Below are 22,392 nucleotides of genomic sequence, written 5' to 3'. Positions count from 1 at the left end.
ATTTAAATTGTTTAATTTTGAAATAAAAGTCAAGAACAATGAAATTATTTGCTTCTACCATGTCAAGAAATATCTGTAAAAAACCTGATTTAACATTTGCACGAGTTGTAATGCTGAAATTACAAGCAATAATTGTTGACAACAACATTTCATTTTTATGAAATAAAATAAAAATCAACAAATCATCATAGCAATTACAAAAAATAAATAACTTGCTTGTTTCACTTAAGCAAGCATATAAAAATCCAGACTTAAAGACACTCAAGAACTACACTGGTTTTTGAAGACTCATTTTGTTAACTTATTTTGAAAATTGGAGTGACTTTGTGATTCAATGGACATCCAAGGTTGCAGTCTCTACCGAAGAAATAGTTAGTGATTTAAACCTCCTAAACAATGTGAATAATATAGGCTCTAATTATGCTGTAGCATTACCAAATGCAGAAAATTATTCTTGGGAGTTATCTAAACAAAACCTCAGCATTGAACAGACAGAAGCCTTGTCCTCTTGTTGGAGCAAAACTTGTGTTAATGTCAATTACGATGCACTGGAATCTAAAATACAACCAGACAAAGAGTCTAAAGTGAATGGTTTTGATTCAGATACCCCAAAAGTCTTAGTCGTAGATGACCATGCAGCCAGTCGCATGACTGCTGTTGCCTTGTTGGCAATGGAAGGCTATGAAGTAATTGAAGCAGATAGTGGTTCTAGCGCTGTTGATTTGGTAATTCAACACCAACCAGATTTAATTTTGCTAGATGTAATGATGCCAGGTATTGATGGTTTTGAAGTATGCCAGTTACTAAAGCAGGATGAGAGTACACGACTCATACCAATTATTTTTGTCACAGCTTTAAATGATCGGCGATCGCGTATTCGGGGTATAGAAGTCGGCGCAGATGATTTTTTGAGTAAGCCTTTTGACCGTGTAGAATTAGCAGCGCGTGTCAAATCATTGGTGAAACAGAAGCGTCTAAATGAAGATTTAGACCATGCTGAACAAGTTTTATTTTCTATCGCTAGGTCTATTGAAAGTCGCGATCCTAATACTGGGGATCATTGTGAACGACTAGTCAAACTAGGAAAAGCTTTTGGTGAATACTTGAATCTCTCACGCAATCAAATGCGGGATTTGATGTGGGGTGGTTATCTTCACGATATTGGTAAGGTAGGAATTCCTGACTCTGTGCTACTCAAAAAAGGAAAACTCACCTCCGAAGAATGGGAGATAATGAGGCAGCACGTTTTAATTGGTGAAAAAATCTGTCAGCCTTTACGCAGTATGCAAGGCGTTATTCCTATAATTCGCCATCACCACGAGCGTTGGGACGGATCGGGTTATCCAGATGGACTCAAGGGCGAAAAAATTCCCTACCTAGCACAAATATTTCAACTCATTGATATTTATGATGCTTTGACTAGCGAACGACCTTATAAAGTTGCTTTTTCTCCAGAAGAAGCACTTGCTGTTATGCAAGAAGAAACAGCCAAGGGATGGCGCAATCCTTACCTCATGCAGCAGTTTGCAGAATTTATTCGCAGTTATCAACAATAGTGGTTAGTTGTTAGTGGTATGATTTGAGGCTGAATCTTAAAGTACCAAGGTCAATCAACGCAATTCACTTGGCTGATAGCTAATTATGGTAGTTGTAGCAATTTTAGCGGCAGGACGTGGGACACGGATGAAATCCAACCTTCCCAAAGTTTTACATTCTTTGGGTGGGCGATCGCTTGTTGAGAGAGTAATCGAAACTGTCCAACCGCTTTCCCCTTCACGACAGATGCTAATTGTAGGGTATCAGGCTGAAGAAGTCAAAGCAGCGATGCTGTCAATTCCCGATCTAGAGTTTGTAGAACAGAGTGTACAGCTAGGAACAGGTCATGCTATTCAGCAATTGCTTCCTTACTTAGAGGGATATGGCGGCGATGTACTGATACTTAACGGTGATGTGCCTTTACTACGCACCGAAACTCTGCAAAATCTCCTACAAACACACCGAGAAAAACAAAACGCCGCCACTATTTTAACTGCGTACCTCAGCAATCCCAAAGGCTATGGACGTGTTTTTTGTGATGGTGATAATATTGTGCAGAAAATTGTTGAAGAAAAGGATTGTACTCCCGCCCAAAGACAAAATAGCTGTATCAATGCGGGTGTGTACTGTTTCCGTTGGGAAGATTTGGCTAAAGTATTGCCGCACTTACAAACAAATAATGCTCAAAAAGAATATTATCTTACTGATGCTGTCACTCAAGTTTCTCCAGTTATGGCGGTAAATGTAGAAGATTACCAAGAAATTTTGGGGATTAATGATCGCCTACAATTAGCGTCTGCCTACGAAATTTTGCAAAGGCGTATTAAGGAAAAATGGATGGTCGCAGGTGTTACCATTATTGATCCTGCCAGCACCACCATTGACGATACTGTAGAGTTACAACCAGATGTAACTATTGAACCACAAACTCACTTACGTGGAAATACGGTAATTCAGACGGGCTGTCGTATTGGGCCTGGTAGTTTGATTGAAAATAGCCAAATCAGTGAAAATGTCACTGTCCTGTATTCAGTAGTGACGGATAGTACTGTCCAAGCTGGTAGCCGCATCGGCCCTTATGCCCATCTACGCGGACACGCAGAAGTTGGTGCTAAATGTCGGGTTGGTAATTTTGTGGAATTAAAAAATACCAAACTAGGTGAACAGACTAATGTTGCTCACCTATCTTACTTGGGTGATACCACAACTGGAAATCAAGTCAATATTGGTGCAGGTACTATTACTGCCAATTACGACGGTGTGAAAAAACACCCAACTAAAATAGGCGATCGCACTGGCACAGGTTGTAATACTGTCTTAATTGCACCAATCACTCTTGGAGATGATGTTTACGTAGCAGCAGGTTCCACAATCACAGAAGATGTCCCTGATGATTGCTTAGTAATTGCTCGTGAGCGCCAAGTGGTAAAATCAGGTTGGGTGTCAAAAAAACGTTCAGCCCAAAACCAGCAACCAAAAAACCCAAGTTGATAATATCAGGTTATAAGAATGGGCTGGCAGTTATCAGCTATCAGTTAACAGTTTAATTTGATAACTGATAACTGCCCGATCCCCGATCCCTAATTCTCAATACACCCAACTTCTGTACTTTCAGGAAGTTCGAGTGTGTCACCTATTTTTTCGCCGTCGTGAAAAGCCGCGAGTAGGGCTTGGCTAGTTTTTCCCCAAGCGATCGCCCCAGTTGCATCTAAGGCGATCGCTCCAAAATCCCGCTTATTCTCATAAGCTTCTGCAAATGAGCGCTTCATGGCTTCTTTTAGTGACATCCCATCGGTAACACGCACCACTATCTTTGCTGCTAGGCATTCATCAATGATGTCTTCTCCAATACCAGTGCAACTAACACCAGCATACTTGGTTGCATAATTACCAGCAGGCATAGCAGAATCACTGACACGCCCAATCCTTTCAAACCCTTTGCCACCAGTAGAAGTACCAACTACTATTTGACCATTGGTATCTAAAGCGACAACACCAATTGTGCCACGGCGAGCGCTGCTGGTTTCCACTAGTTCTGGTTCTGCAACTACGCCAGCCATTGTACTTTTAAAATTTTGCTGGCGTTCTTGAATCCACTCTTGCAAGCGCAAATCAGTTAAAGCGTTATAGCTAGGAATTTGTAATTCCCGCGCCAACTCGGCTGCACCATAATCAGACAGCACTCGGTCTGGAGAACTTTGTAAAGCTTTTGCCAAATCGATGGGATTTTTCACCCGTGAAACATTGATTACACCACTAAAGCTTTGAGTTGTACCATCCATCAAAGCAGCACTCATGCGGATTTGACCATCTGATTGCAGTACTGAACCAGTACCCGCATTAAAACGGGGGTCATCTTCTAACAATTGACACCCGCGCACTACTGCCTCTTTCGCAGTTGCACCAGACAGTAAAAGAGAATACACTTCTTCTATAACTTTATGAAGTGAATGACGTACCGCTTCTACTCCGCCTTTTCCATGTAAAGAACTACCAGCCCCCCCATGAATAATTAACTTAGGTTGCACCTGTGTCTTCATCCCCCTTGATTTGTGTAATTTGAATCTAAGTATTTTTACAATTCATTATTTTGCTCTTCAGCCGTAGAACGGCGACGACGACAGCGTTCTGAACAGTATTTCACCTCATCCCAACAATCTGCCCATTTTTTGCGCCACGTAAACGGACGCTGACATACCGGACAAATTTTTGTAGGCAAGTCAGATTTAGAACGGCTACGTCCCATATTTCTACTGTGCTAGTTCAAAATCGATTCCACTTGAGATGGAAATCAATTATAGCTGTTTGTTACAGATGTAGATGACTTTTAGAATCCGGAATGCGGAATTTAGAATTGCAAATTCATCAATTCTGAAATAGTTTGGTTAAGACCTTGATTCAGTAATTAATTTTTTTTTAACCCTGATTTTGAATGACTCAATAAAAGCAATTATTCGGTCTTGTTTCTGTATATAAATTTACTGTATAACCAGTTATATTTTTCTCTCGATACATACTAATAGGGGATCAGGGATCGAGAGAAGATGCGGTGACAAGGGAGAGCAGCAGACACGGAGAATCTATCAAAAATATTCTCTGTGTCCTCCATGTCCTCCGTGTCCACTAATTACTACGTGCCAACGGTAATAGTAAGCGGCTAACTATGCGACCATCTGGTAATTGATAGAAATTCAATTCTCCACCTAGTTGCTGTATGAGTTTTTGGCAGATTACTAAATGTAAACCGGGTAGTTGCTCAAGCCTGGAGGGAGCAAGTATATCTTTGGGTGTATCTTGATGCAGTTCTGTTAGCAACTGTGATTCAATTTCACCATTATCGGTAATTGATATTTCAAGGAAATCTTCATCTAGGCGACGACACCAAATGTCTATTCTGCCAAGTGTTGTGGAACGGTGACAGGCAGAAACTAGTAACTCATGGAGGATTAATTCTATCTTTACTATGTCACCAGCGATCGCCAAGGAAGAGTGAGGTAAAAGCGAATAATTTTTGGATGACTCTTCACCTTCGTTTTCTCCCAAACCATGTACACCTACCCATAGTTTTTGTTGTTTGAGTAAATGATCAACTCGTTCGAGCGATCGCTTGAGTAAACTTGGTACAGGTACGCTTTCCCAACTCATCTGCATCTGCCATAGTTCTAGTTTTAACAAATCTGTCATTGAGGCTGTACTGTGATCTAATTGCCGTACTAATTGCTGGTAGCGCATGTGAGTTAGTTCGTTGGTAGGAATACCCAAATCATCCATTTGCCTAAGTAATTGGGTCATGGTTCTTTGAATATCTTCTAAACGCCGATGTTTGTACCAATTAAGTTGTCTCAATTCTTCTGTCCGAGACTCTAACATTTGGCTGATTTGCAGCCATCGCCGTGACCAAGCTAGTTGACAAACTAGAGTTTTCATAGTATATGTAATTTCTTCAGACCATCGACGCTGCCAATGATCAGCAATGATCATCACACCTGTAGGTTGATAATCAACAGTGGTGCGTAATGCAATCACTAAAATTTGACCAATACCAGCACCATTTAACCAATTTTGAGTTTCAACAGGTAAATCGTTAGCTGTGATGGCTAAAATATCATCTGTAATTAATGCCCACTGAATCAAAGCTTCAGTTTGAAGTGGAATTAGTATGTCGCTCGCAATCTGAAATTCAGAGTTGGCAATAAATCCAGGTATGATTTTTGCCGCATGATCTCCCGGTTGCCAAGATAGTAATATCGTCAGTGAGCAATTGAGAATTGCAGCGATTTGTTCGAGGGCTGCACGTTCTAAATTTAGGATGGTTTGGGTTTTGGAATCTTGGGATTGTTCGATAATCCTCAGAGATTGCTGAAAGCTTTGCAAAATTTTCTGCTGTTGCTCGGTTTTTTGATGCAACTGGTATTGGCGGATAGTTACACCAAGCTGTTGAGCCACAACTTGTACTAATTCTTTTTCTAGTGATGTCCAACTATGATGATTTTCTGTAGTAATTGCCAACAAAAGTTGGGGTTCTTGACCAAAATTACAATTACAAATTACAAGCGATCGCACTCCATTTTCTAATAAGTAGGGATGCCAATTAAAAAACCGTAAATCTGTTTCCAAATTCTCAATCGCTACCGCCTCTGTGGAACGTAACAAAAGCTGCCAATCTACATCTTTTAGAGCTTCTAAATTAGATACTAGAGGACGGCGATTATGGGGTTGATGTTGGTAAAAAAATCGATAATTATTTTGGTCAAAATCGTAATTTAATAACCAAAAGCGACTTGCAAGCAAGCGTTGCAAAACTTTAGCTGCACAAATATCTAAAATTTCTTGAATCTCATAATTACTATAAATACCTTGAGCAATTTGACCAGTCAGGTAAGCATCGTTTTGAATTTGTGTAATAGTGTTTTCTGTCTCCTCCAAAGGAGCAACAAGAGAAGTTAAGCCAGCAGCACTTTTGGTAAAGTTTTTTTCTGCTTCTGTCCAAATTCGCGGTTCAATACTTTCCACAGTCAAAAAGCCCAGCAAATCTTTTTGCCAGATAATAGGAGCTGCTAACAAACTGCGTACTCCAAAACGTTGCAACAACTTCACAGTGAAATTGCTTTTTAATGAACTGCGTCCTTCGCCAATCCAAACTATTTCATTGACTGACAAAGCAAGATAAAAATCACTCAGTTCGTGTACTGTAATTTTTGCTGTGGCTTCCTCATGCAGAAAATTTCGACTATTACTTTTGTTGATCAATCGCCGCCAAAAGAAATGGCCTTCCCTATTAAACCAGTAAATATTTGTACGCTTAGGTAGAACAAATGCATGAGTTGCTTCTATAACTGCTTCTAGTCTTTGCTCTAAATGATTCAAAGTTTGCAGATTTTCCAGTAATTTTAGTAATGGTTCATCGAGGCGCTTAGTTTGCTTGTGCTGCAAATCAATTTCTCTTTCATAAAGTTCAGCCCCCAATTCCCCTACAAGCATCATCAGTCTGGCTCTAGCTTCTCCACCCAGCAAGTAACCCCAGCGTTCAGAACCGAGTAAAACTAAACCCAAACAGAAGTTTTTATAGCAAATAGGAATTACTATTGTTCCTTGGATATTGAATTTTTGAGCTAAAGATTGCCATTCTTCAATCCGCGTCTCAGTTCGTAAATCAGCTACACCCAAAGGGCGCTGTTCAATTACTACTTGCTCTAACAAATCCCCCGGATTGAGAACTACACGTTGTTTTAAGCAACTGGTATTACTACCGGGGATGACGCCACCTTGACCAAACAATATATGATTGAGGCGATCATACAGAGCAATCCAAATCAGACTGTATTCAAACTGCTCTTGCAGATAAGAAATCGTAGTTGCAATCAGACCATCAATATCACCTTCTTCCCTGAGACTTTGCAGAACTCGTCCCAAGGAAATGATTTGTTCTTCGGCGGCTGTAAATTTTTGTTGCTGCCTCATCTGATTACCGTTAAACATAGCTTGCTAATATATAAGATGCCCAGATTAGAGTTGCAAACAACAACCCATAACTATACTTAAAATCAAGCAAAATTTGGATATTTATCAAGCTTTAATTCGTCCGTTATTCTTCGATCTGCTCGATGCAGATCCGGAATGGCTGCACTATTCAACAATTCGCAGTCTTAGCTGGCTAGCAAACAATGGCGATCGCCCTCCTGCTAGTTTGGTCGTCAAACGCTTACAAAATTCGTTGTCTGTTACTGATCAACGTCTCGAACAAACCCTGTTTGAGCTACATTTCCCCAACCCCGTAGGTTTGGCTGCTGGGTTTGACAAAGATGGCGTTGCTACTAGTATTTGGTCAAGTTTTGGTTTTGGTTTTGCAGAAATCGGAACTGTAACTTTTGTTGCTCAACCGGGTAATCCTCGTCCCCGCTTATTTCGCTTACCCTTAGACAAAGCCGCTCTCAATCGCATGGGCTTTAATAACAGTGGGGCTGCTGTTATGGCGAGGCGGTTAGCAGAATGTAAACAGCAGTTCGCTCCAACCATACCTATAGGAATAAATTTGGGCAAATCTAAGGTGACGCCACTAGAGGAAGCTGCCCAAGATTATCTCAATAGTTTTCGCCTACTCAAAGAATTGGGAGATTACTTTGTAGTGAATGTGTCTTCTCCCAATACACCAGGTTTGCGATCGCTCCAAGATGCAACGATGCTGAGTTCAATTTTGGCAGCATTACAAACAGATAACAATACACAAAAGCCGATATTTGTCAAGATAGCGCCGGATTTAGAGTGGGAAGCGATCGCTGACATTATTTCCCTAGCTCAAACTTATCAATTGGCGGGAATCATTGCTACTAACACCACCATTCGCCGTGATGGGCTTAAAACACAGGTGATTGCCAAAACAGGCAAATCACCACAAGAAGAAGCGGGTGGAATTAGTGGTGCGCCAGTGCGCGATCGCTCCACAGAGATTATTCGGTTTATTTGGCAGCAAACTCAAGGGAAAATACCAATCATCGGCGTTGGTGGTATTTTTACCCCAGAAGACGCCTGGGAGAAAATTACTGCTGGTGCTTGTCTCATCCAAGTCTATACAGGCTGGATATATTCTGGCCCATTGATGATACGTAGTATTCTCGAAGGGTTGCTTGCTAAGTTAGAACAAACAGGATTAAATTCTATCTCCCAAGCAGTTGGTTTGGAAGCAAAGAGTAGCAATTGAAGTATTGTCAGAAGCAAAGAAGGAAAATTTAGTGATCAGTTATCGATCAGTGCAAGTTGTTAACTGTTGATTGTAGACTGCGGCAAGCCGCTACGCGTCTACACTGATTTCACCCTTCATCCTTTAGCTATTTTGTTCTTCCAAAGGAAAAAACTCCTTAGTTTTTGGTGAAAAACTCCAAGCAATACCATCTGGATCTTTGCTACGACTCCACTCAGGAAAGTTTGGATCATCTCTTCTTTTGTATACAGTACTAGAATACACGTTGAGACGCTTCGCTAGTTCCGATTGAATTAGAGAACCGAAAACTAATTGTTGTTCTAATGGTTGTTTAACTTCTTCCTGATGTGTCTGTGGTAGGGTTTCAGTTTCTGGTTCTACTTGCTGCGGTTGTGAAGGCGGTGGTGCCAGTAAAGATTCCATCATTTTATTATCCTTTGGATGAGGAAGTTCTTTCACTGGTTCGCTACTATCAAAGATACTACCGAGAGTACCAGCAGTGATAAAGTAATACACTTTACCACCCTCTGTAGAGTTCACAACGCTGCCTGCAAATTCTGCTACTTTTGTATCCAAATAGCGTTTTGCCGTTTCTCCAGAAAAATTCCCCTTAATTGCCAAGTCCATTGGGGTAATTTTGCCTTGATTTTCCCGAATTAACTGGTTAAACATCGGGTTCACTTGCAAACACCATTTTTGCCACTGATAGCGCTGCCAGATGTTAATAGCTAACGCCAAAAATATTAACGCCAGCCAAATTCGCCAGGTTGCAACTAGGAAAATTATTAAAAACGAGATTGGCAAAAGCAGAACTAGGTATCCTTTGCCATAGTCTTCTATTTTGTTTTCACTCATGCCCATTTTTGCCAAATGACTTTTAGGGAAATAATATTATCTTGGCAAAAATTGGGACAAATGTTTGTAGTTTTTGTGTATTTGCCAAAAAATTTCCCGGCAAAAGTGATGTTTTTGATCGGGGAAAGGGGATTGGGGATTGGGGACAAGGGAGACAAGGGGAGGTGGGGACACGGAGAATATTTTTGATTGATTTACCGCGTCTCTTCCCAATCCCCGTACTCTGTGAGAAGCCGCTTGCACGTCTACACGTATCGTCTCCTCTGGAAAATCCCCGATCCCCAATGACATTAAAATTCAATTCCTGGTTGAGCTTTTACACCTTGGTCACGGAAAGGATGCTTTACCAATGTCATTTCTGTGACTAAATCAGCACGTTCGATCAAGTCTAGGGGTGCGCCTCTGCCTGTAAGAATAATGTGATTATCGATTGGTTTTTGTGCTAAACCAAGCAAAATTTCTTCTACACGCAAATATCCAAGTTTAATGGCAATATTTATTTCATCTAATAGCACCAGCTTAAATTCTGGGTTGCGGATGTATTCTAATCCTTTTTGCCAAGCGGTTTGTGCTTTTTCAAGGTCGCGATCGCGGTCTTGGGTTTCCCAGGTAAAGCCTTCTCCCATAGCGTGAAATTCTAATTGATCTGGCCAAAGGCTGAAAACCTTTTTTTCTGAGGGTTCCCAAGCACCTTTGATGAATTGGACGATCGCCACTTTGTAGCCATGACCGAGCGATCGCAGTATCATTCCCAAGGCTGCGGTAGTTTTTCCTTTACCATTGCCAGTGTGAACTATTATTAAGCCTTTGTCTGGAATTGCCTTTGCTATGCGTTGGTCTTGCACCTGCTTGCGTCGCTGCATTTTTTGGCGATACTGTTCGTCAGTCAGAGTTGAGGATGATGCTTCCTCTATGTCTAGATTGAGGTCAGCAGAATTTTCGGTATTCATAAAACCTCGTGGTAAGTGTGGAAACTCAGTCGCTTTAGCCCAGTGGCTTTAGCCCTGGGTTAGTGACCTATATTTTTTAGAAATAAATCAATCTTAGGTCTGATGCAATAGTTCTTCATTTAGAGTTCGGGCCTAGAAAAAGGTAAAATAACCAATGACCAATGACCATTAAAATCTTGTTTCGTATTGAATTTCTGCTCGACTTTCATCAGTTAAATTTGTCGAACCTCTGATGACTAGTTGATCGCTGAGTTCATAAAGCAAGTTGTAACGGAAAGATTCATTGGCATAAAAAACTCGTGATACTGAAAAAGAAATATCGTTAGAAATACCAACTGCTGCCTCTGCTGCTAAACTTAGTACTGAACTTTCTCCGCTTGCAGTAGGCTGGATGGTGGGAAAAATCTGGAATTCTCTTAAACCTATCGCCTCAGCAAGTTGACTAATTCTGCCTTGAAAGTTTGCAAATATCTCAGAGTTAGTGAGAGTAGCAATACCGATGCTGGTTGCATCAGGTTGACCAAAGACGTTGATAAAAGAACCTCCCAATAAAGCAACAATTTCTGCTTCTGTCCGACTAGGTTCACTAGTCAGTTGTAAATTTTCAGATAATTTACTGGCTGGGCCTTGGACACTGGCTTGGATGCGAACGGTGTTGAAAGTACCCAAGGCGTTGGGAGAAGAATCATTAATCTCGCTAGATGTGGTTGTAGTTGGTAATCGACTCCTGTTATATTGCGGCACTAATGTGACTAGTCGCACATTCAAAATTGGGTCTAATCCTAGTCTGGGAGTAAATGTGGCGGTTTGGTCATAACCACGCGCTAAGGTAAATCGAGTCACAAATAAATTGACTTGACCTTGTTTAAGATTGATCACTCCTTGAGGACGGGGATTAGCTAAAGTTCCGTTGAGGGTAATATCTCCCTTTGTGACAAAACTGAATAGTGGTTCTTGGATGACGCGCACGTCGTTATCGAGGATGACACGGAAATTTGCAAATTCTACAGGTAAATTGATGCGTCTTGAACTGGGAGAAGCTGAAGAATTGGCTGTTTCTTGTGACTGGCTTGGGGGAGTGTTTGTAATTGTCAGAGCAGGTTTTTCTAGAAATATCTCGCTATTTGTTACAGAATTATTTATGGGTGTTGCACCTGTGGTTTGAGAAGTTTCAGCATTCTGATTTAAAGATATCTGACCGTTTTGGAGTCGTACATTTCCAGCTAATCGGGGCTTTTGTGCTGTGCCTCTAATTACTACATTCCCACTTACTCCTCCTGCATACAATTCTGGTAGATTCAGGTTAAGGTTTTCTAATACAACAGTGAGAGGATTAGTCTCTGCTTGCTGTAGGGCGTTTTGAGTGGCAAAAATAGGTAGAATTCCTGCTGCTGTTAGTTGTCCCCGGCTATATTTTCCTTGTAGACCTTCAACATTGAAGCGATCGCCTGCAAATCTAATTGTTCCTGTGACATCTGTCAATGGTTGAGAGAGGTTAGGTGATTTCAAAGTTGCATTTCTCACCGTCACAATACCAATAGTGTTGGGCTGCTGCAACGTACCACCAATTTGAATATCTACATTTCCCTGACCTCCAACCCAATTTACTTGGTTAGTCAAAGCATTTAAGATTGCTAAACCTTCATTTCTGACATTTGCATTGATGTTAATTTGGTCACTATCTGGTTTGACTGTGGCGAAAGGCAAGCTTAATGGAATGCTACCTACAATGTCTACTGGTTCTGTACCTGTTCCCGTGACTGAGATATTGCTACCAAAATTTAAGCGAGCATTATTGTAATTAAAACTTACTTGTGCTGTTTGAATAGATTGATTATTAATACTTCCATTCACCAGCGCTATTTCCCCAATCCCAGTCGGATTTTTCAAACTACCTGCCAGAGTCACCAGCCCATTTAAATTACCTGTAACTTCTACAGGTAAATCTCGGATAAAAGGCTTGATGAGTGCTACTGGTAATGCTTCGATGCGCGCTTGTCCAGATAGTTGTTCTTGACTCAACTGTCCATTAAAAGCAAGGAGTGACCCATCTAAATTTACCCGTAGGGGTTGTAACCTGACAACACCATCTGTAAAAGTTCCATTAGCAATGACTTCATTGATTTTGTAATCACCCCAAACCCAGTTAGAACCTGTCAGATTAAAGCTAGTATCCAATCCTGATTGCAAAGTGCCTGTGACTTGAATTTGTCCGTTAATTGGGCCGCTTAATTCTGCTAAGGTAGGTATTCGTGCTTGTTGCTGTTGCTGTTGTTTTTGTTGTGCTACTAGGTCTGAGATTTTTTTATACAACTCTAATTTTGTTGCCAAAGATGCATTCGGTTGACCAACAGGGACAGTAGTCAATGCTTCTGCACCAGCTAAATTTGGAGGTTGCAAACCAGTGCTAATGTCTGAAAAATCATAGATATTCAGCGCTGATAAGATATTCTCGATTCTGGCTTGATCAAAGCTGAGTTGAAAATTTAATGGTTGATTACCTGTTGTTGGCAATTTACCACTAAGTAAGTAACGACCTGTACCTTGGCGCAATTCGCCTTCTGATAAACTGAAAACACCATCAGCAAAACTAATCTGACCACGAAATTCATCGGCGGTAAGTCTACCAATTTTCGGCTGAGTGATATTCACATTACCCGCAACGGTAGACTCGGTTAAATTAACGACAAAGTTACCCGAAGCATTTCCAGCCACAGGGCCAAAATTTCTCGCACCGCTAGGAATAAAACCTTGTACTACAGATAAAGGAAGGTCTCGCAGATTGACTAAGAGATTGTCTCCTTGACTTCTACCAGTGGCAACAGTACCATCACGTCGAACTAAAAATGAAGTGGGACGATAGTTAGGGTCAAGGTTCAAGGCGATTTGATCTTGTTTACCTCGTAGTTGCAGTTGGGTTCCTTGTTCTGGTTGATAACTTACCTGACCAGTTAATACTGGATCAAATGCCAGTTGATTAACCTTAAAGTTCTCTAATTGGATGTTACCAGAAGCTATGGGAGCGCTGGGAGTGCCTGTGACTATGCCATCAAAATCAAGTGTACCTGCGATCGCTACATTTCCAGGTAAATTAAAAGGCAGGGTTTGCAAGTTGTAATTCTGTGCTAATACATCCAAGTTGAAATTTTGGATTTGTGGTGTAGTTGTGTCTGTAAATGCGATCGCCACCGTACCCGCAGCCCTCAAACCTGGTGCAGTTGCCTGTATAATGCGTAACAGTTCACCATTCCATTGAAATTGAGCAGTGAGTGGTTGTTGGAGTTGGGCTAAACCTTGAGACAGGCGTACATTTCCATTGGCTTGAATTGCGGATGGCCCAAATGATGCGACAGTTCCCGTTAAGCCGACTCGACCACTGAGTTGACCGCGTAAATTTTGGGATAAATTATTAAGTTGAATTTGGTCAGCATTGGCAACTGCTTGCCAGCGACCATTATTGAGGCGAATATTATTTAAGTTCAATGTGCCTGATGCTACATTTACATTTGCCTGTCCCGCAGCTTGAATATCTGCAAGTTGGAAAGAATTAGTTGTTCCCGACAGGCGTAAATTAGCACTAGCGATTTGACCCTGTATATTTTCAACAACACGACTCAGTGGAATTCGGGAAGCATTTGCTATTGTCTGCCAACGACCATTATTAAGCTGAATATCCCTGAGATTAACAGTACTTTCTGCTAAATTTAGTCTCGCCTGACCTGTAGCTTGAATATTAGCAAGTTGGAAGGAATCAGTAGTCCCAGCTAGATTAAATTCACCGTTAACAACTCCCTCTCGATACTGGGGTGGTACTTGAGCAAAGTTACTAAGTTGAATATTATTGGCATCAACCACACCTTGCCAGCGTTTTTGTACAAGCTGTCCTTTAGCTGTAATTGTACCCCCTGCGATTTTGGCAACAGCATCTTGTAGCCTAATCACTCCAGAGTTGTTGCTGGCGATCGCAACTTCTAATCTCGCCGGATAAGTAGCAGCTGGTGCTTGTACCTGGACTACTGTTTGCAAGTTACTAGGAATACCAGATATTTGCGTATTTACCGCTAGATTACCAATTTGAATTTGGGGTGCAGCTTCATAGGTTTTGGCGATCGCATCTCCTGGTAAATTTTGCCCTTGCAAGTTAAAAGCTACTTGATTTTGATTTCCTAAAGCAACTCGACCACTACCAGTAATTTTCCCTCCAATATTGGGAGTAGCTTGGATGTCAGCAAGAACTAGCTCATTCGGAGTTAGCCGTAAGTTAGTGCTAATTTGATTAAAAATGAGGCGGTCAATTTGAGCAGTTTGAACTGTATTAATATTTCCGGTGGCGATGGGTTTTTGTAGTGAACCCTGCACTTTAATATTTGCTTGCACTATACCAGCCACGGGTACAGGCGATTTTGCATTCAAAGAGTCTAAAACATTCTTGAGGTTGACTGGCTTCACCTGTGCTGTGAGGTTATACCCAGTTTGAGTATTGATTGTCCCTTGAGCTTGTACTGGTACACTGCCATAGAGCGTAGTCAGATTTTCGAGAGCAATCTGTTGATTTTGGAAATTTAGTTGACCCGTTGTATGAGAAATTTTTGTGGGAATGTTCGCAAATTGTGCAGTGATTTGATCTAATCTCACACTTCCAAACAGGGCGATTTCTGGCTGATTAGGTTGTAACTGAACTGTTAAATCACTATCCACACGACCAGCTTGTATATCTACTGGCGTCTCAACTAACCGAGAAAGGTCAGATGCTAATAAATCAGCACCATTAATCTTCAGGTTAATTTTTCCTGTACTGGGGCGTGTATTGCCAATAATTTGTAAACCGCCCCCGTTGACGGGTGTAGTGTTGATTTTAAAGGTAATTAGTTGATTTCGTTCTAAGAAGCGAGCCGAGCCGTTGACTTGATTAAATCCTACAGCAGCTTTAGGTTTTTTCGTTTGAGAAAATGGTTGTAGAGTTACATCACCACCTTGAAATTGAATTCCTTCTAATTCGGTTTGAATAAAACCAGCCTGTTCTTCTACATTAGGCTTAATAGTTGTCGTTACCCAGCGACCTTGTTGATCCTGTGCAATATAAATATCAGGCTGGACTAACGTTACATTTAGCTTTAAAGTCCGGGTTTGGATTACTTGCCAAGGATTAAATTGTACTTGGATAGCTTTAATCTTAAGATTATCTGGATCGGTGGCAGTTGCAGGAACTGATGATGAGCCAAACCCCAAGCTATTCCAAGAAAAATCTTCGACTTTTCCCACTTGTACAGGTCGTCCAAGTAATTGCTCAAGATTAGTTTCTACTAATGGTACTAACTTCTTGTTGATAAACGTCCAAGCCCACCAAGCACCTCCTGCAATTCCAACTAGCAAAATCACACCTAGAGTTATACCAGTACGACTTAACAGCAGGAACCAGAAGCGTCTGTTGGAATTAGACGGAGGTTGATTATCTGGAGTAGGAGAGCCTGTCATCCGATTTTGGATTTTAGATTTTAGATTTTGGATTGACCCCACAAGAGATCATAAGTAAGTCAGCGAGAGTAAACATAATTTGTTACGAAAAGTAAAAATGCAGCAAACTCTTACCAGTAATGACGACCCCAACTAGTAGAGACGTGCTAATAGCTCTGTCGCGCATGGCTTTGCTACGGCAAGTCTCTACATTTGTACCGACTTACCTATTCATCAATCCTTTCACATTCATGCTTTTCGCGATTTAGCTTTGATTTTTTTCTAATTTTTGTTATATTTATTTACATAAATTTACAAAAGAGTAAAACAAATATGCATAAGTGTTGGTGGTATGGACACTAATGATATTCTTGAACGCTACGCTGCGGGTAATAGACATTTTTTGCAAGTGAGCTTGCAACGCGTTAACTTGAAAGAGATTTGCTTAGTTGGAATTAACTTGGGTCAGGGTAACTTGAGTGGGGCGAATCTATCGGGAGCTTGTTTGCGGGGAGCAAATTTAAATGAAGCAAATCTGGTAGAAGCAACTTTATGGAGAACTGATTTAAGAGAAGCCTTATTAATTTGGGCTGATTTAAGCAAAGCCTGTCTGATTCGGTCAAACCTTGTAAAAGCAGATTTACACAAGGCTGTATTAGTTAGGGCAGACCTGCGCCTAGCTGATTTGCGCTATGCTGACCTTAGTGATGCAAATCTGGAAGGTGCGGATCTACGCTACGCTGACCTAACAGGTGCAAATTTGGCGGGTGCAAATTTGAGTAAGACAAATCTCACAGGTGCAAATTTGAGTAAGGCAGACCTGTATAAAGCGAATATGGCTAAAGCTATTTTGTCAAGAACAGATTTGCGTTATGCGGATATCAGTTGTACCAATATGGATGATATTGATCTGTGTGACGTAAATTTGAGTGGCGCTTGTTTGTCTGAATCATTACTTTTATACAGTTTTAATTAACAAATCACTCATAGGAAAACTTTAAGTTTTTACTCAAAGCAATGTTGGTCTGGTTTATTTGTAGACTAAAATTGCTGTGAACTTACTAAGCATATTCACTGAATATTAAAGTAGCATTTTAAATGCCGACACTACAGAGTTTTGGTATTCTCAAGTCAGGATGGCGATCGCTACACATATACCCATCAAAAACCTAAGCTTCTCGTCTGAGCAAAATAACAGAGACTGTGGTGTAATCCAAATAGGCACATATGGTAGAAAATTGTCCAGCTGTAACTTCACTTCTAGTCGTCACAGCAAGTATTATGATGGCTTCAAGAGAGAGACGCGATTAATCGCGTCTCTACCACTGACCATTGAGCATTGACTAACATGCACGTTCTTTCTATTCCCACCTGGATTATTCACGTTTCTAGCGTTATCGAGTGGATTGTTGCCATTTGGTTAATCTGGCAATACGGTGAAGTAACTGGTAATCGTGCTTGGTGGACATTATCTTTGGGTATGTTACCAGCTTTAGTGAGTGCAATGTGTGCTTGCACTTGGCACTATTTTGAGAATGCGGAATCACTACAATGGTTAGTCACACTACAAGCTACCATGACTTTAGTTGGTAATATTACGCTTTGGGCGGCTGCTGTGTGGATTTGGCGTAATGCTAAATCTAGCGAAGTAGTCACTGAAGTAACTTCTACAGAAAGTATTGAATCAAAGCAATGATTTCAAAAGAAGCCCTATTTATCCTGTCACTGTTTCCCTACTTGGGTTTCTTGTGGTTTATTAGCAGAGTCAAGCAGATGCCACGCTTGGCATTATATGGTTTTTACTGCACCCTCGTGTTTGTTGGTGTGACTATCCCAGCAGGAATTTATGCTCAACTGCACTACAATCAATCTTTGGCAAATGTTGATTGGTTGCATGGAAGTGCAGAATCTTTTTTAACCCTTGCTAATATCTTGATTGTGTTGGGCTTTCGCCAAGCAGTGATCAAAGGGACGAAACAGTAGGAGAAGGGAGACTTATCAGTTATCAGTTATCAGTTATCAGTTATCAAATTAAACTGTTAACTGATTCATGCTTAATGACAAATGACCAATGACAAATGACAAATGACCACTAACTACCAACAACCAACAACAAACAAATTTGAGGGTAATCATGGAAGTTATTCCAGCGATAGATTTACTAGAAGGTCGTTGTGTGCGACTTTATCAAGGAGATTACGATCGCTCACAAGTTTTCAGCGAAAATCCTGTTGATGTTGCTAAACAATGGATAGAACAGGGCGCAACTAGGTTACATTTGGTTGATTTGGATGGCGCAAAAGTCGGTAAGTTAGTAAACTTAGATGCAATAGAAGCGATCGCTCAAGCTGTATCTGTACCGATTGAAGTCGGTGGAGGCTTGCGGACACGAGAAAGCGTACAGCAGTTATTTAATTTGGGTGTACAATGGGCAATCTTGGGAACTGTGGCTGTAGAACAACCGCAGTTAGTGCAACAACTTTGCCAAGAATTTCCCGAAAAAATAATTATCGGTATAGATGCTCGTAATGGCAAGGTAGCAACTCGTGGTTGGTTAGAAACTTCAGAAGTACTCGCCACGCAACTTGCTGTACAAATGCAAGAATTAGGAGCAGCTGCGGTAATTTACACAGACATCCATCGTGATGGTACTCTCACAGGGCCGAATTTAGACGCTTTACGTGAACTAGCTGCTGCAATCAGTATTCCTGTAATTGCTTCTGGTGGGGTTAGTTCGATCACAGATTTGCTCAGTCTGTTAGCGTTAGAACCCCAAGGTGTAACAGGTGTAATTGTTGGTCGTGCCTTGTACACTGGTGATATCTCTGTCTCAGAAGCCGTTCGAGCAGTTGGTTCTGGACGTATTCAAGATATTCCTCCCGATTTGGGTTTTTCGGCATTTGCCTAATACTTATTTTCAACTTAATATTTTTTAACTGACTATCAGGTCGGTTATTTTTTTTATTTTCCGGATTCCAAATTTTCTACGGTGTAGTTCATTTTGTAGACAGTTAAAAAGTTACCTAATTATTATGAGTCGCCAAAAACCTCCTGTCACAAATAAACCTAGAACCGAATCTGGTAGCAATAAACCTAAAGCCCAAAACAATAACTTTAAACCAAAAGCAGCTTGATTATATCTAAATAAATTAAATGCTCAGGTGAAGCAGATTACTTGTGACTTTCCTGACAAATGATTTGCTTTTTCATTACAGATTTTTATTTTTAATTTTGAGTTTTTCAATTTTCATAATGGGTTTCCTCTCTTGTAGAGACGCACAGTAAGCGTCTCTATTTTCATATTGAGAGAGTTTTGTCATGCATTGAAATATTTTCCGGAAGTGAAATTAACAGTTGTGTTGTTAATTTTAGGAACTAAACTTAAGGGTAAAAATTATGGCTACGAAAAAACCAAATCGACCTCAACCGCCCGTTCAAGACAGACCGAAAAGAACAGAGCGTAGCGTTACTCCTAAAACTAATACTAACAAAGAAAGCAAAGGATGAGAGATTTTTTCTTGTTATTAAATAAATACTGAATTGCAAATGTGTATGATCATCAAACGTAACGCACCTATATAAGTGATGCGTTACGGGACTTGAAATGACAAAATTTATTTATTCTTGACTTGACTTTTAGCCTGTTCTAAAGCTATTTCTTTGATTGCTTGATAAGAATTCATACTTGCAGATCCTTCAATCGCTTTCACTGCTAAATCTTGAACTTGCTTTAAGGCTGATTCTAGTTGTTTAGACAGGTTTTGAATACGTGTTTCCTGATTAGTAATTGTTTGTTCTAAAGATTGCAACCTTTGTTCATAAAAACGCTTTTGACCAACTTCCTGTTTTTGCTCGAAGCCAATAAACGAAAGTTGAATCCTTGAGGTGAGGTAGTAGTATTTTTGTACTAATTAGTTATATTCAAGCTCATCCGTTTTTGTCAACTTCCCGCTGTCATTTTTAAGTCATATTTATCTTTAACTCTAGAGATAGGGAAATAAGTCAGTACTCCCTCTTTACCATAAAGTTCACCGTACTATCACATATGGAACCAAGTTAGAGCGTAAGCAGGACAAGTTCTGAACACTTACGCCTTCTACCTTTTCCCTTTCTCTATCAATATGAAACGTGAAAACTATGCCTTATCAAAGCAGACAGGGACAACGGAAGTCACAGCACCGAAGTCTTCACTAGCCTTTGTTGATACTGTAGCCCTCATTGTCGGTATTGTTATTGGGGCTGGTATTTTTGAAAGTCCTGCTTTGGTTGCGGCTAATGCAGGTAGTAATGTTGCGGTACTACTGTTGTGGTTAACAGGAGGTGCAGTATCTTTAATTGGGGCTTTGTGTTACGCCGAATTAGCGACGACTTATCCCCATGTGGGAGGTAATTACCATTACCTCAAACGCGCCTTTGGGAAAAAAGTCGCCTTCTTATTTGCTTGGGCGCGGATGATTGTCATTCAAACAGGCTCTATTGCACTTTTGGCATTTGTTTTTGGTGATTATATCTCCCAAATTTTGCCACTCGGAGCCTTTTCCGCTTCTATTTATGCAGCGAGTGCGATCGCTGTATTAACAGCATTAAATATTTTTGGTTTGCAGCAAGGTAAATGGACACAAAACTTACTAACGCTGGCAAAAGTCCTTGGCTTGCTGCTAGTGGTGATTATTGGACTGTCCTTTGCAACCCCCCCTACTCCCGTCACCCCTCCTACTACCTCCAGTTCTGAAGGTACTTGGGGACTAGCAATGGTGTTTGTCTTACTATCCTATGGTGGATGGAATGAGGCGGTTTACATCTCGGCAGAAATCAAAGATAAACAACGTAACATAGTTCGTTCTTTACTCTGGAGTATTGGCATTATCACCGCTATTTACCTGTTGATCAATCTAGCTTACCTGCGGGGATTGGGATTGGTGGAAATGGCTCAGTCACAAGCAGTCGCAGCTGCTTTGATGCGTCAGGCTTTAGGTGAAGGGGGAGCATTATTTCTCAGTCTGTTGGTTGCAGTTTCTGCTTTAGGGGCAATCAACGCCACTATTTTAACTGGCGCACGTAGCAACTACGCCTTGGGGCAGGATTTTTCACTGTTTCGATTTATGAGAAGTTGGCACTATCACAAAAGTACTCCCAAGATGGCTTTTCTGTTGCAGGGTGCGATTTCCTTAGCTTTGGTGGGGCTAGGTAGTATCACTCGCAATGGCTTTGAAACCATGGTAGACTACACAGCCCCTGTATTCTGGTTTTTCTTCCTACTTTCGGGCATATCGCTGTTTATATTGCGGAGACAAGAACCTCATATTAACCGCCCGTTTCAAGTCCCGCTTTATCCTTGGTTGCCTTTGCTATTTTGTCTTGTCTGTGGCTATTTACTCTACTCCAGTTTGGCTTATACGGGAGTAGGAGCAATAGTTGGTGTCGTAGCAGTGATTTGTGCAATCCCGTTATTTTACTTGGATCATCACCTCTTGAGGAATAAGTGAAGCGATCGGGGATTGGGGATTGGGGATAAGGGGCAATGGGGATCGGGAATAACCACTAACTACTAACACTCAACTCTATCAGTCAAAGGAGAAAAATCATGCAATTACGACGAATGTTAATTTTGCTTGTGACTGGAATTAGTGCTGTGAGTTTGAGTGTGGCTGGATGTACGAATCAGCAGCGTAACTTGGAAGCAGATGCACAAACACCAGCTATACCTACTCAACTTCCAGAAACTCCACAAGCTGATGTACCTTATGTGCCAACTTCACCAGAAGTAGTTAATGCTATGTTGCAATTGGCACAAGTCACAAAAAATGATGTAGTTTACGATCTTGGTAGTGGAGACGGACGTATTCCCATCACCGCCGCCCAGAAATACGGTGTTAGTCGTGCCGTAGGTGTGGAAATCAATCCCGAACTTGTGCAGGAAAGCAAAGCCAATGCCCAAAAAGCAGGAGTGAGCGATCGCGTTACATTCCAGCAACAAGATTTATTCCAAACTAACTTTGATGGCGCAACGGTAGTAACATTATACCTATTACCTGATGTCAATTTGAAACTCCGACCCAAACTCTTACAAGAACTCAAACCAGGTACTCGTATTGTTTCCCATGCCTTTGATATGGGTGAGTGGAAACCAAAGAAGACGCTGGAGGTACAAGGTACAACTCTTTATTTATGGGTTGTTCCTGATCAGGTTCCGAATAATTTGCTTCAATAAATCATGTCATCAGGTTTCGTGTCGGTGATTACCCTTAAGAAACTTTTGACACACGTAAAGTTTCCGGGAGCTTGGTAGCCCCTCGGCTTTAGCCAGGGGCGGAAAAGCGACATTGCGGCTTGAGCCGCAGTCTCTAATTTGATAGAATTGAGCAATCCCAGTAGGAATAATCATCGGCGTGTTGAAGC

At 41.0% G+C, this 22,392-nt stretch carries 15 protein-coding genes and 1 pseudogene; 9 read left to right on the top strand and 7 right to left on the bottom strand.

Features of this window, described 5'->3' with window-relative positions:
- The first annotated feature begins 326 nt into the window (after positions 1-326).
- The gene (locus ACE1AT_RS16200) at positions 327-1,556 is read left to right on the top strand and encodes a two-component system response regulator (protein WP_374870065.1); all 1,230 of its coding nucleotides are present in this window, start codon (positions 327-329) and stop codon (positions 1,554-1,556) included.
- Positions 1,557-1,641: 85 nt separating this feature from the next.
- Positions 1,642-3,027 (top strand): bifunctional UDP-N-acetylglucosamine diphosphorylase/glucosamine-1-phosphate N-acetyltransferase GlmU, encoded by a 1,386-nt coding sequence (gene glmU / locus ACE1AT_RS16195; RefSeq protein WP_374870063.1) that lies wholly within the window; start codon positions 1,642-1,644, stop codon positions 3,025-3,027.
- A gap of 89 nt (positions 3,028-3,116) precedes the next feature.
- Here glmU and ACE1AT_RS16190 read toward each other — a convergent pair whose 3' ends face one another.
- The 3 genes from ACE1AT_RS16190 to ACE1AT_RS16180 all read right to left on the bottom strand — a co-directional run bounded on the left by ACE1AT_RS16190 (position 3,117) and on the right by ACE1AT_RS16180 (position 7,497).
- The gene (locus ACE1AT_RS16190; protein ID WP_374870061.1) at positions 3,117-4,076 is read right to left on the bottom strand and encodes an isoaspartyl peptidase/L-asparaginase; all 960 of its coding nucleotides are present in this window, start codon (positions 4,074-4,076) and stop codon (positions 3,117-3,119) included.
- A gap of 35 nt (positions 4,077-4,111) precedes the next feature.
- Positions 4,112-4,282, bottom strand: a complete 171-nt coding sequence (locus ACE1AT_RS16185; RefSeq protein ID WP_374870059.1) for a DUF2256 domain-containing protein — start codon at positions 4,280-4,282, stop codon at positions 4,112-4,114.
- A gap of 377 nt (positions 4,283-4,659) precedes the next feature.
- Positions 4,660-7,497, bottom strand: a complete 2,838-nt coding sequence (locus ACE1AT_RS16180) for a GAF domain-containing protein (protein WP_374870074.1) — start codon at positions 7,495-7,497, stop codon at positions 4,660-4,662.
- Between the two features lie 94 nt (positions 7,498-7,591).
- Here ACE1AT_RS16180 and ACE1AT_RS16175 point away from each other — a divergent pair, with 94 nt between their 5' ends.
- Complete coding sequence (locus tag ACE1AT_RS16175; protein WP_374870058.1) at positions 7,592-8,734, top strand: quinone-dependent dihydroorotate dehydrogenase; 1,143 nt, start codon at positions 7,592-7,594, stop codon at positions 8,732-8,734.
- 123 nt (positions 8,735-8,857) lie between these two features.
- Here ACE1AT_RS16175 and ACE1AT_RS16170 read toward each other — a convergent pair whose 3' ends face one another.
- The 3 genes from ACE1AT_RS16170 to ACE1AT_RS16160 form a co-directional block, all read right to left on the bottom strand.
- Complete coding sequence (locus ACE1AT_RS16170; protein ID WP_374870056.1) at positions 8,858-9,589, bottom strand: hypothetical protein; 732 nt, start codon at positions 9,587-9,589, stop codon at positions 8,858-8,860.
- A gap of 290 nt (positions 9,590-9,879) precedes the next feature.
- Complete coding sequence (cobO, locus tag ACE1AT_RS16165) at positions 9,880-10,539, bottom strand: cob(I)yrinic acid a,c-diamide adenosyltransferase (RefSeq protein WP_374870054.1); 660 nt, start codon at positions 10,537-10,539, stop codon at positions 9,880-9,882.
- Positions 10,540-10,707: 168 nt separating this feature from the next.
- On the bottom strand, positions 10,708-16,014 hold the full coding sequence (locus ACE1AT_RS16160; RefSeq protein ID WP_374870052.1) for a translocation/assembly module TamB domain-containing protein: 5,307 nt from the start codon (positions 16,012-16,014) through the stop codon (positions 10,708-10,710).
- Positions 16,015-16,345: 331 nt separating this feature from the next.
- Between ACE1AT_RS16160 and ACE1AT_RS16155 the strand changes: the two genes are divergently transcribed.
- The 4 genes from ACE1AT_RS16155 (at position 16,346) to hisA (ending at position 18,901) form a co-directional block, all read left to right on the top strand.
- The gene (locus ACE1AT_RS16155) at positions 16,346-16,969 is read left to right on the top strand and encodes a pentapeptide repeat-containing protein (RefSeq protein WP_374870051.1); all 624 of its coding nucleotides are present in this window, start codon (positions 16,346-16,348) and stop codon (positions 16,967-16,969) included.
- Between the two features lie 372 nt (positions 16,970-17,341).
- Positions 17,342-17,689, top strand: coding sequence for a DUF2499 domain-containing protein (locus ACE1AT_RS16150; RefSeq protein WP_374870049.1), 348 nt, complete (start codon positions 17,342-17,344; stop codon positions 17,687-17,689).
- Positions 17,686-17,976: a DUF3593 domain-containing protein gene (locus ACE1AT_RS16145; RefSeq protein WP_096675042.1), complete on the top strand. Its 291-nt coding sequence runs from the start codon at positions 17,686-17,688 to the stop codon at positions 17,974-17,976. Before ACE1AT_RS16150 ends, ACE1AT_RS16145 begins: the two co-directional genes overlap by 4 nt.
- Before the next feature lie 151 nt (positions 17,977-18,127).
- Positions 18,128-18,901, top strand: a complete 774-nt coding sequence (gene hisA / locus ACE1AT_RS16140) for a 1-(5-phosphoribosyl)-5-[(5-phosphoribosylamino)methylideneamino]imidazole-4-carboxamide isomerase (protein ID WP_374870046.1) — start codon at positions 18,128-18,130, stop codon at positions 18,899-18,901.
- 706 nt (positions 18,902-19,607) lie between these two features.
- Here the strand turns inward: hisA and ACE1AT_RS16135 are convergent.
- Positions 19,608-19,841: pseudogene (locus tag ACE1AT_RS16135) on the bottom strand (hypothetical protein); the annotation flags it as partial.
- A gap of 273 nt (positions 19,842-20,114) precedes the next feature.
- On the opposite strand from ACE1AT_RS16135, the gene ACE1AT_RS16130 reads away from it, so the two are divergent.
- Both ACE1AT_RS16130 and ACE1AT_RS16125 read left to right on the top strand, forming a co-directional pair.
- Positions 20,115-21,479: an APC family permease gene (locus ACE1AT_RS16130; RefSeq protein WP_374870044.1), complete on the top strand. Its 1,365-nt coding sequence runs from the start codon at positions 20,115-20,117 to the stop codon at positions 21,477-21,479.
- A gap of 98 nt (positions 21,480-21,577) precedes the next feature.
- Positions 21,578-22,204 (top strand): SAM-dependent methyltransferase, encoded by a 627-nt coding sequence (locus ACE1AT_RS16125; RefSeq protein WP_374870042.1) that lies wholly within the window; start codon positions 21,578-21,580, stop codon positions 22,202-22,204.
- The last annotated feature ends 188 nt before the right edge of the window (positions 22,205-22,392 follow it).

The sequence above is a fragment of the Pelatocladus sp. BLCC-F211 genome (genome assembly GCF_041928655.1).
Classification (GTDB): domain Bacteria; phylum Cyanobacteriota; class Cyanobacteriia; order Cyanobacteriales; family Nostocaceae; genus Pelatocladus.
Note: the sequence above shows the minus strand (reverse complement) of the source record. Positions and strands in the feature narration are given on the sequence as shown.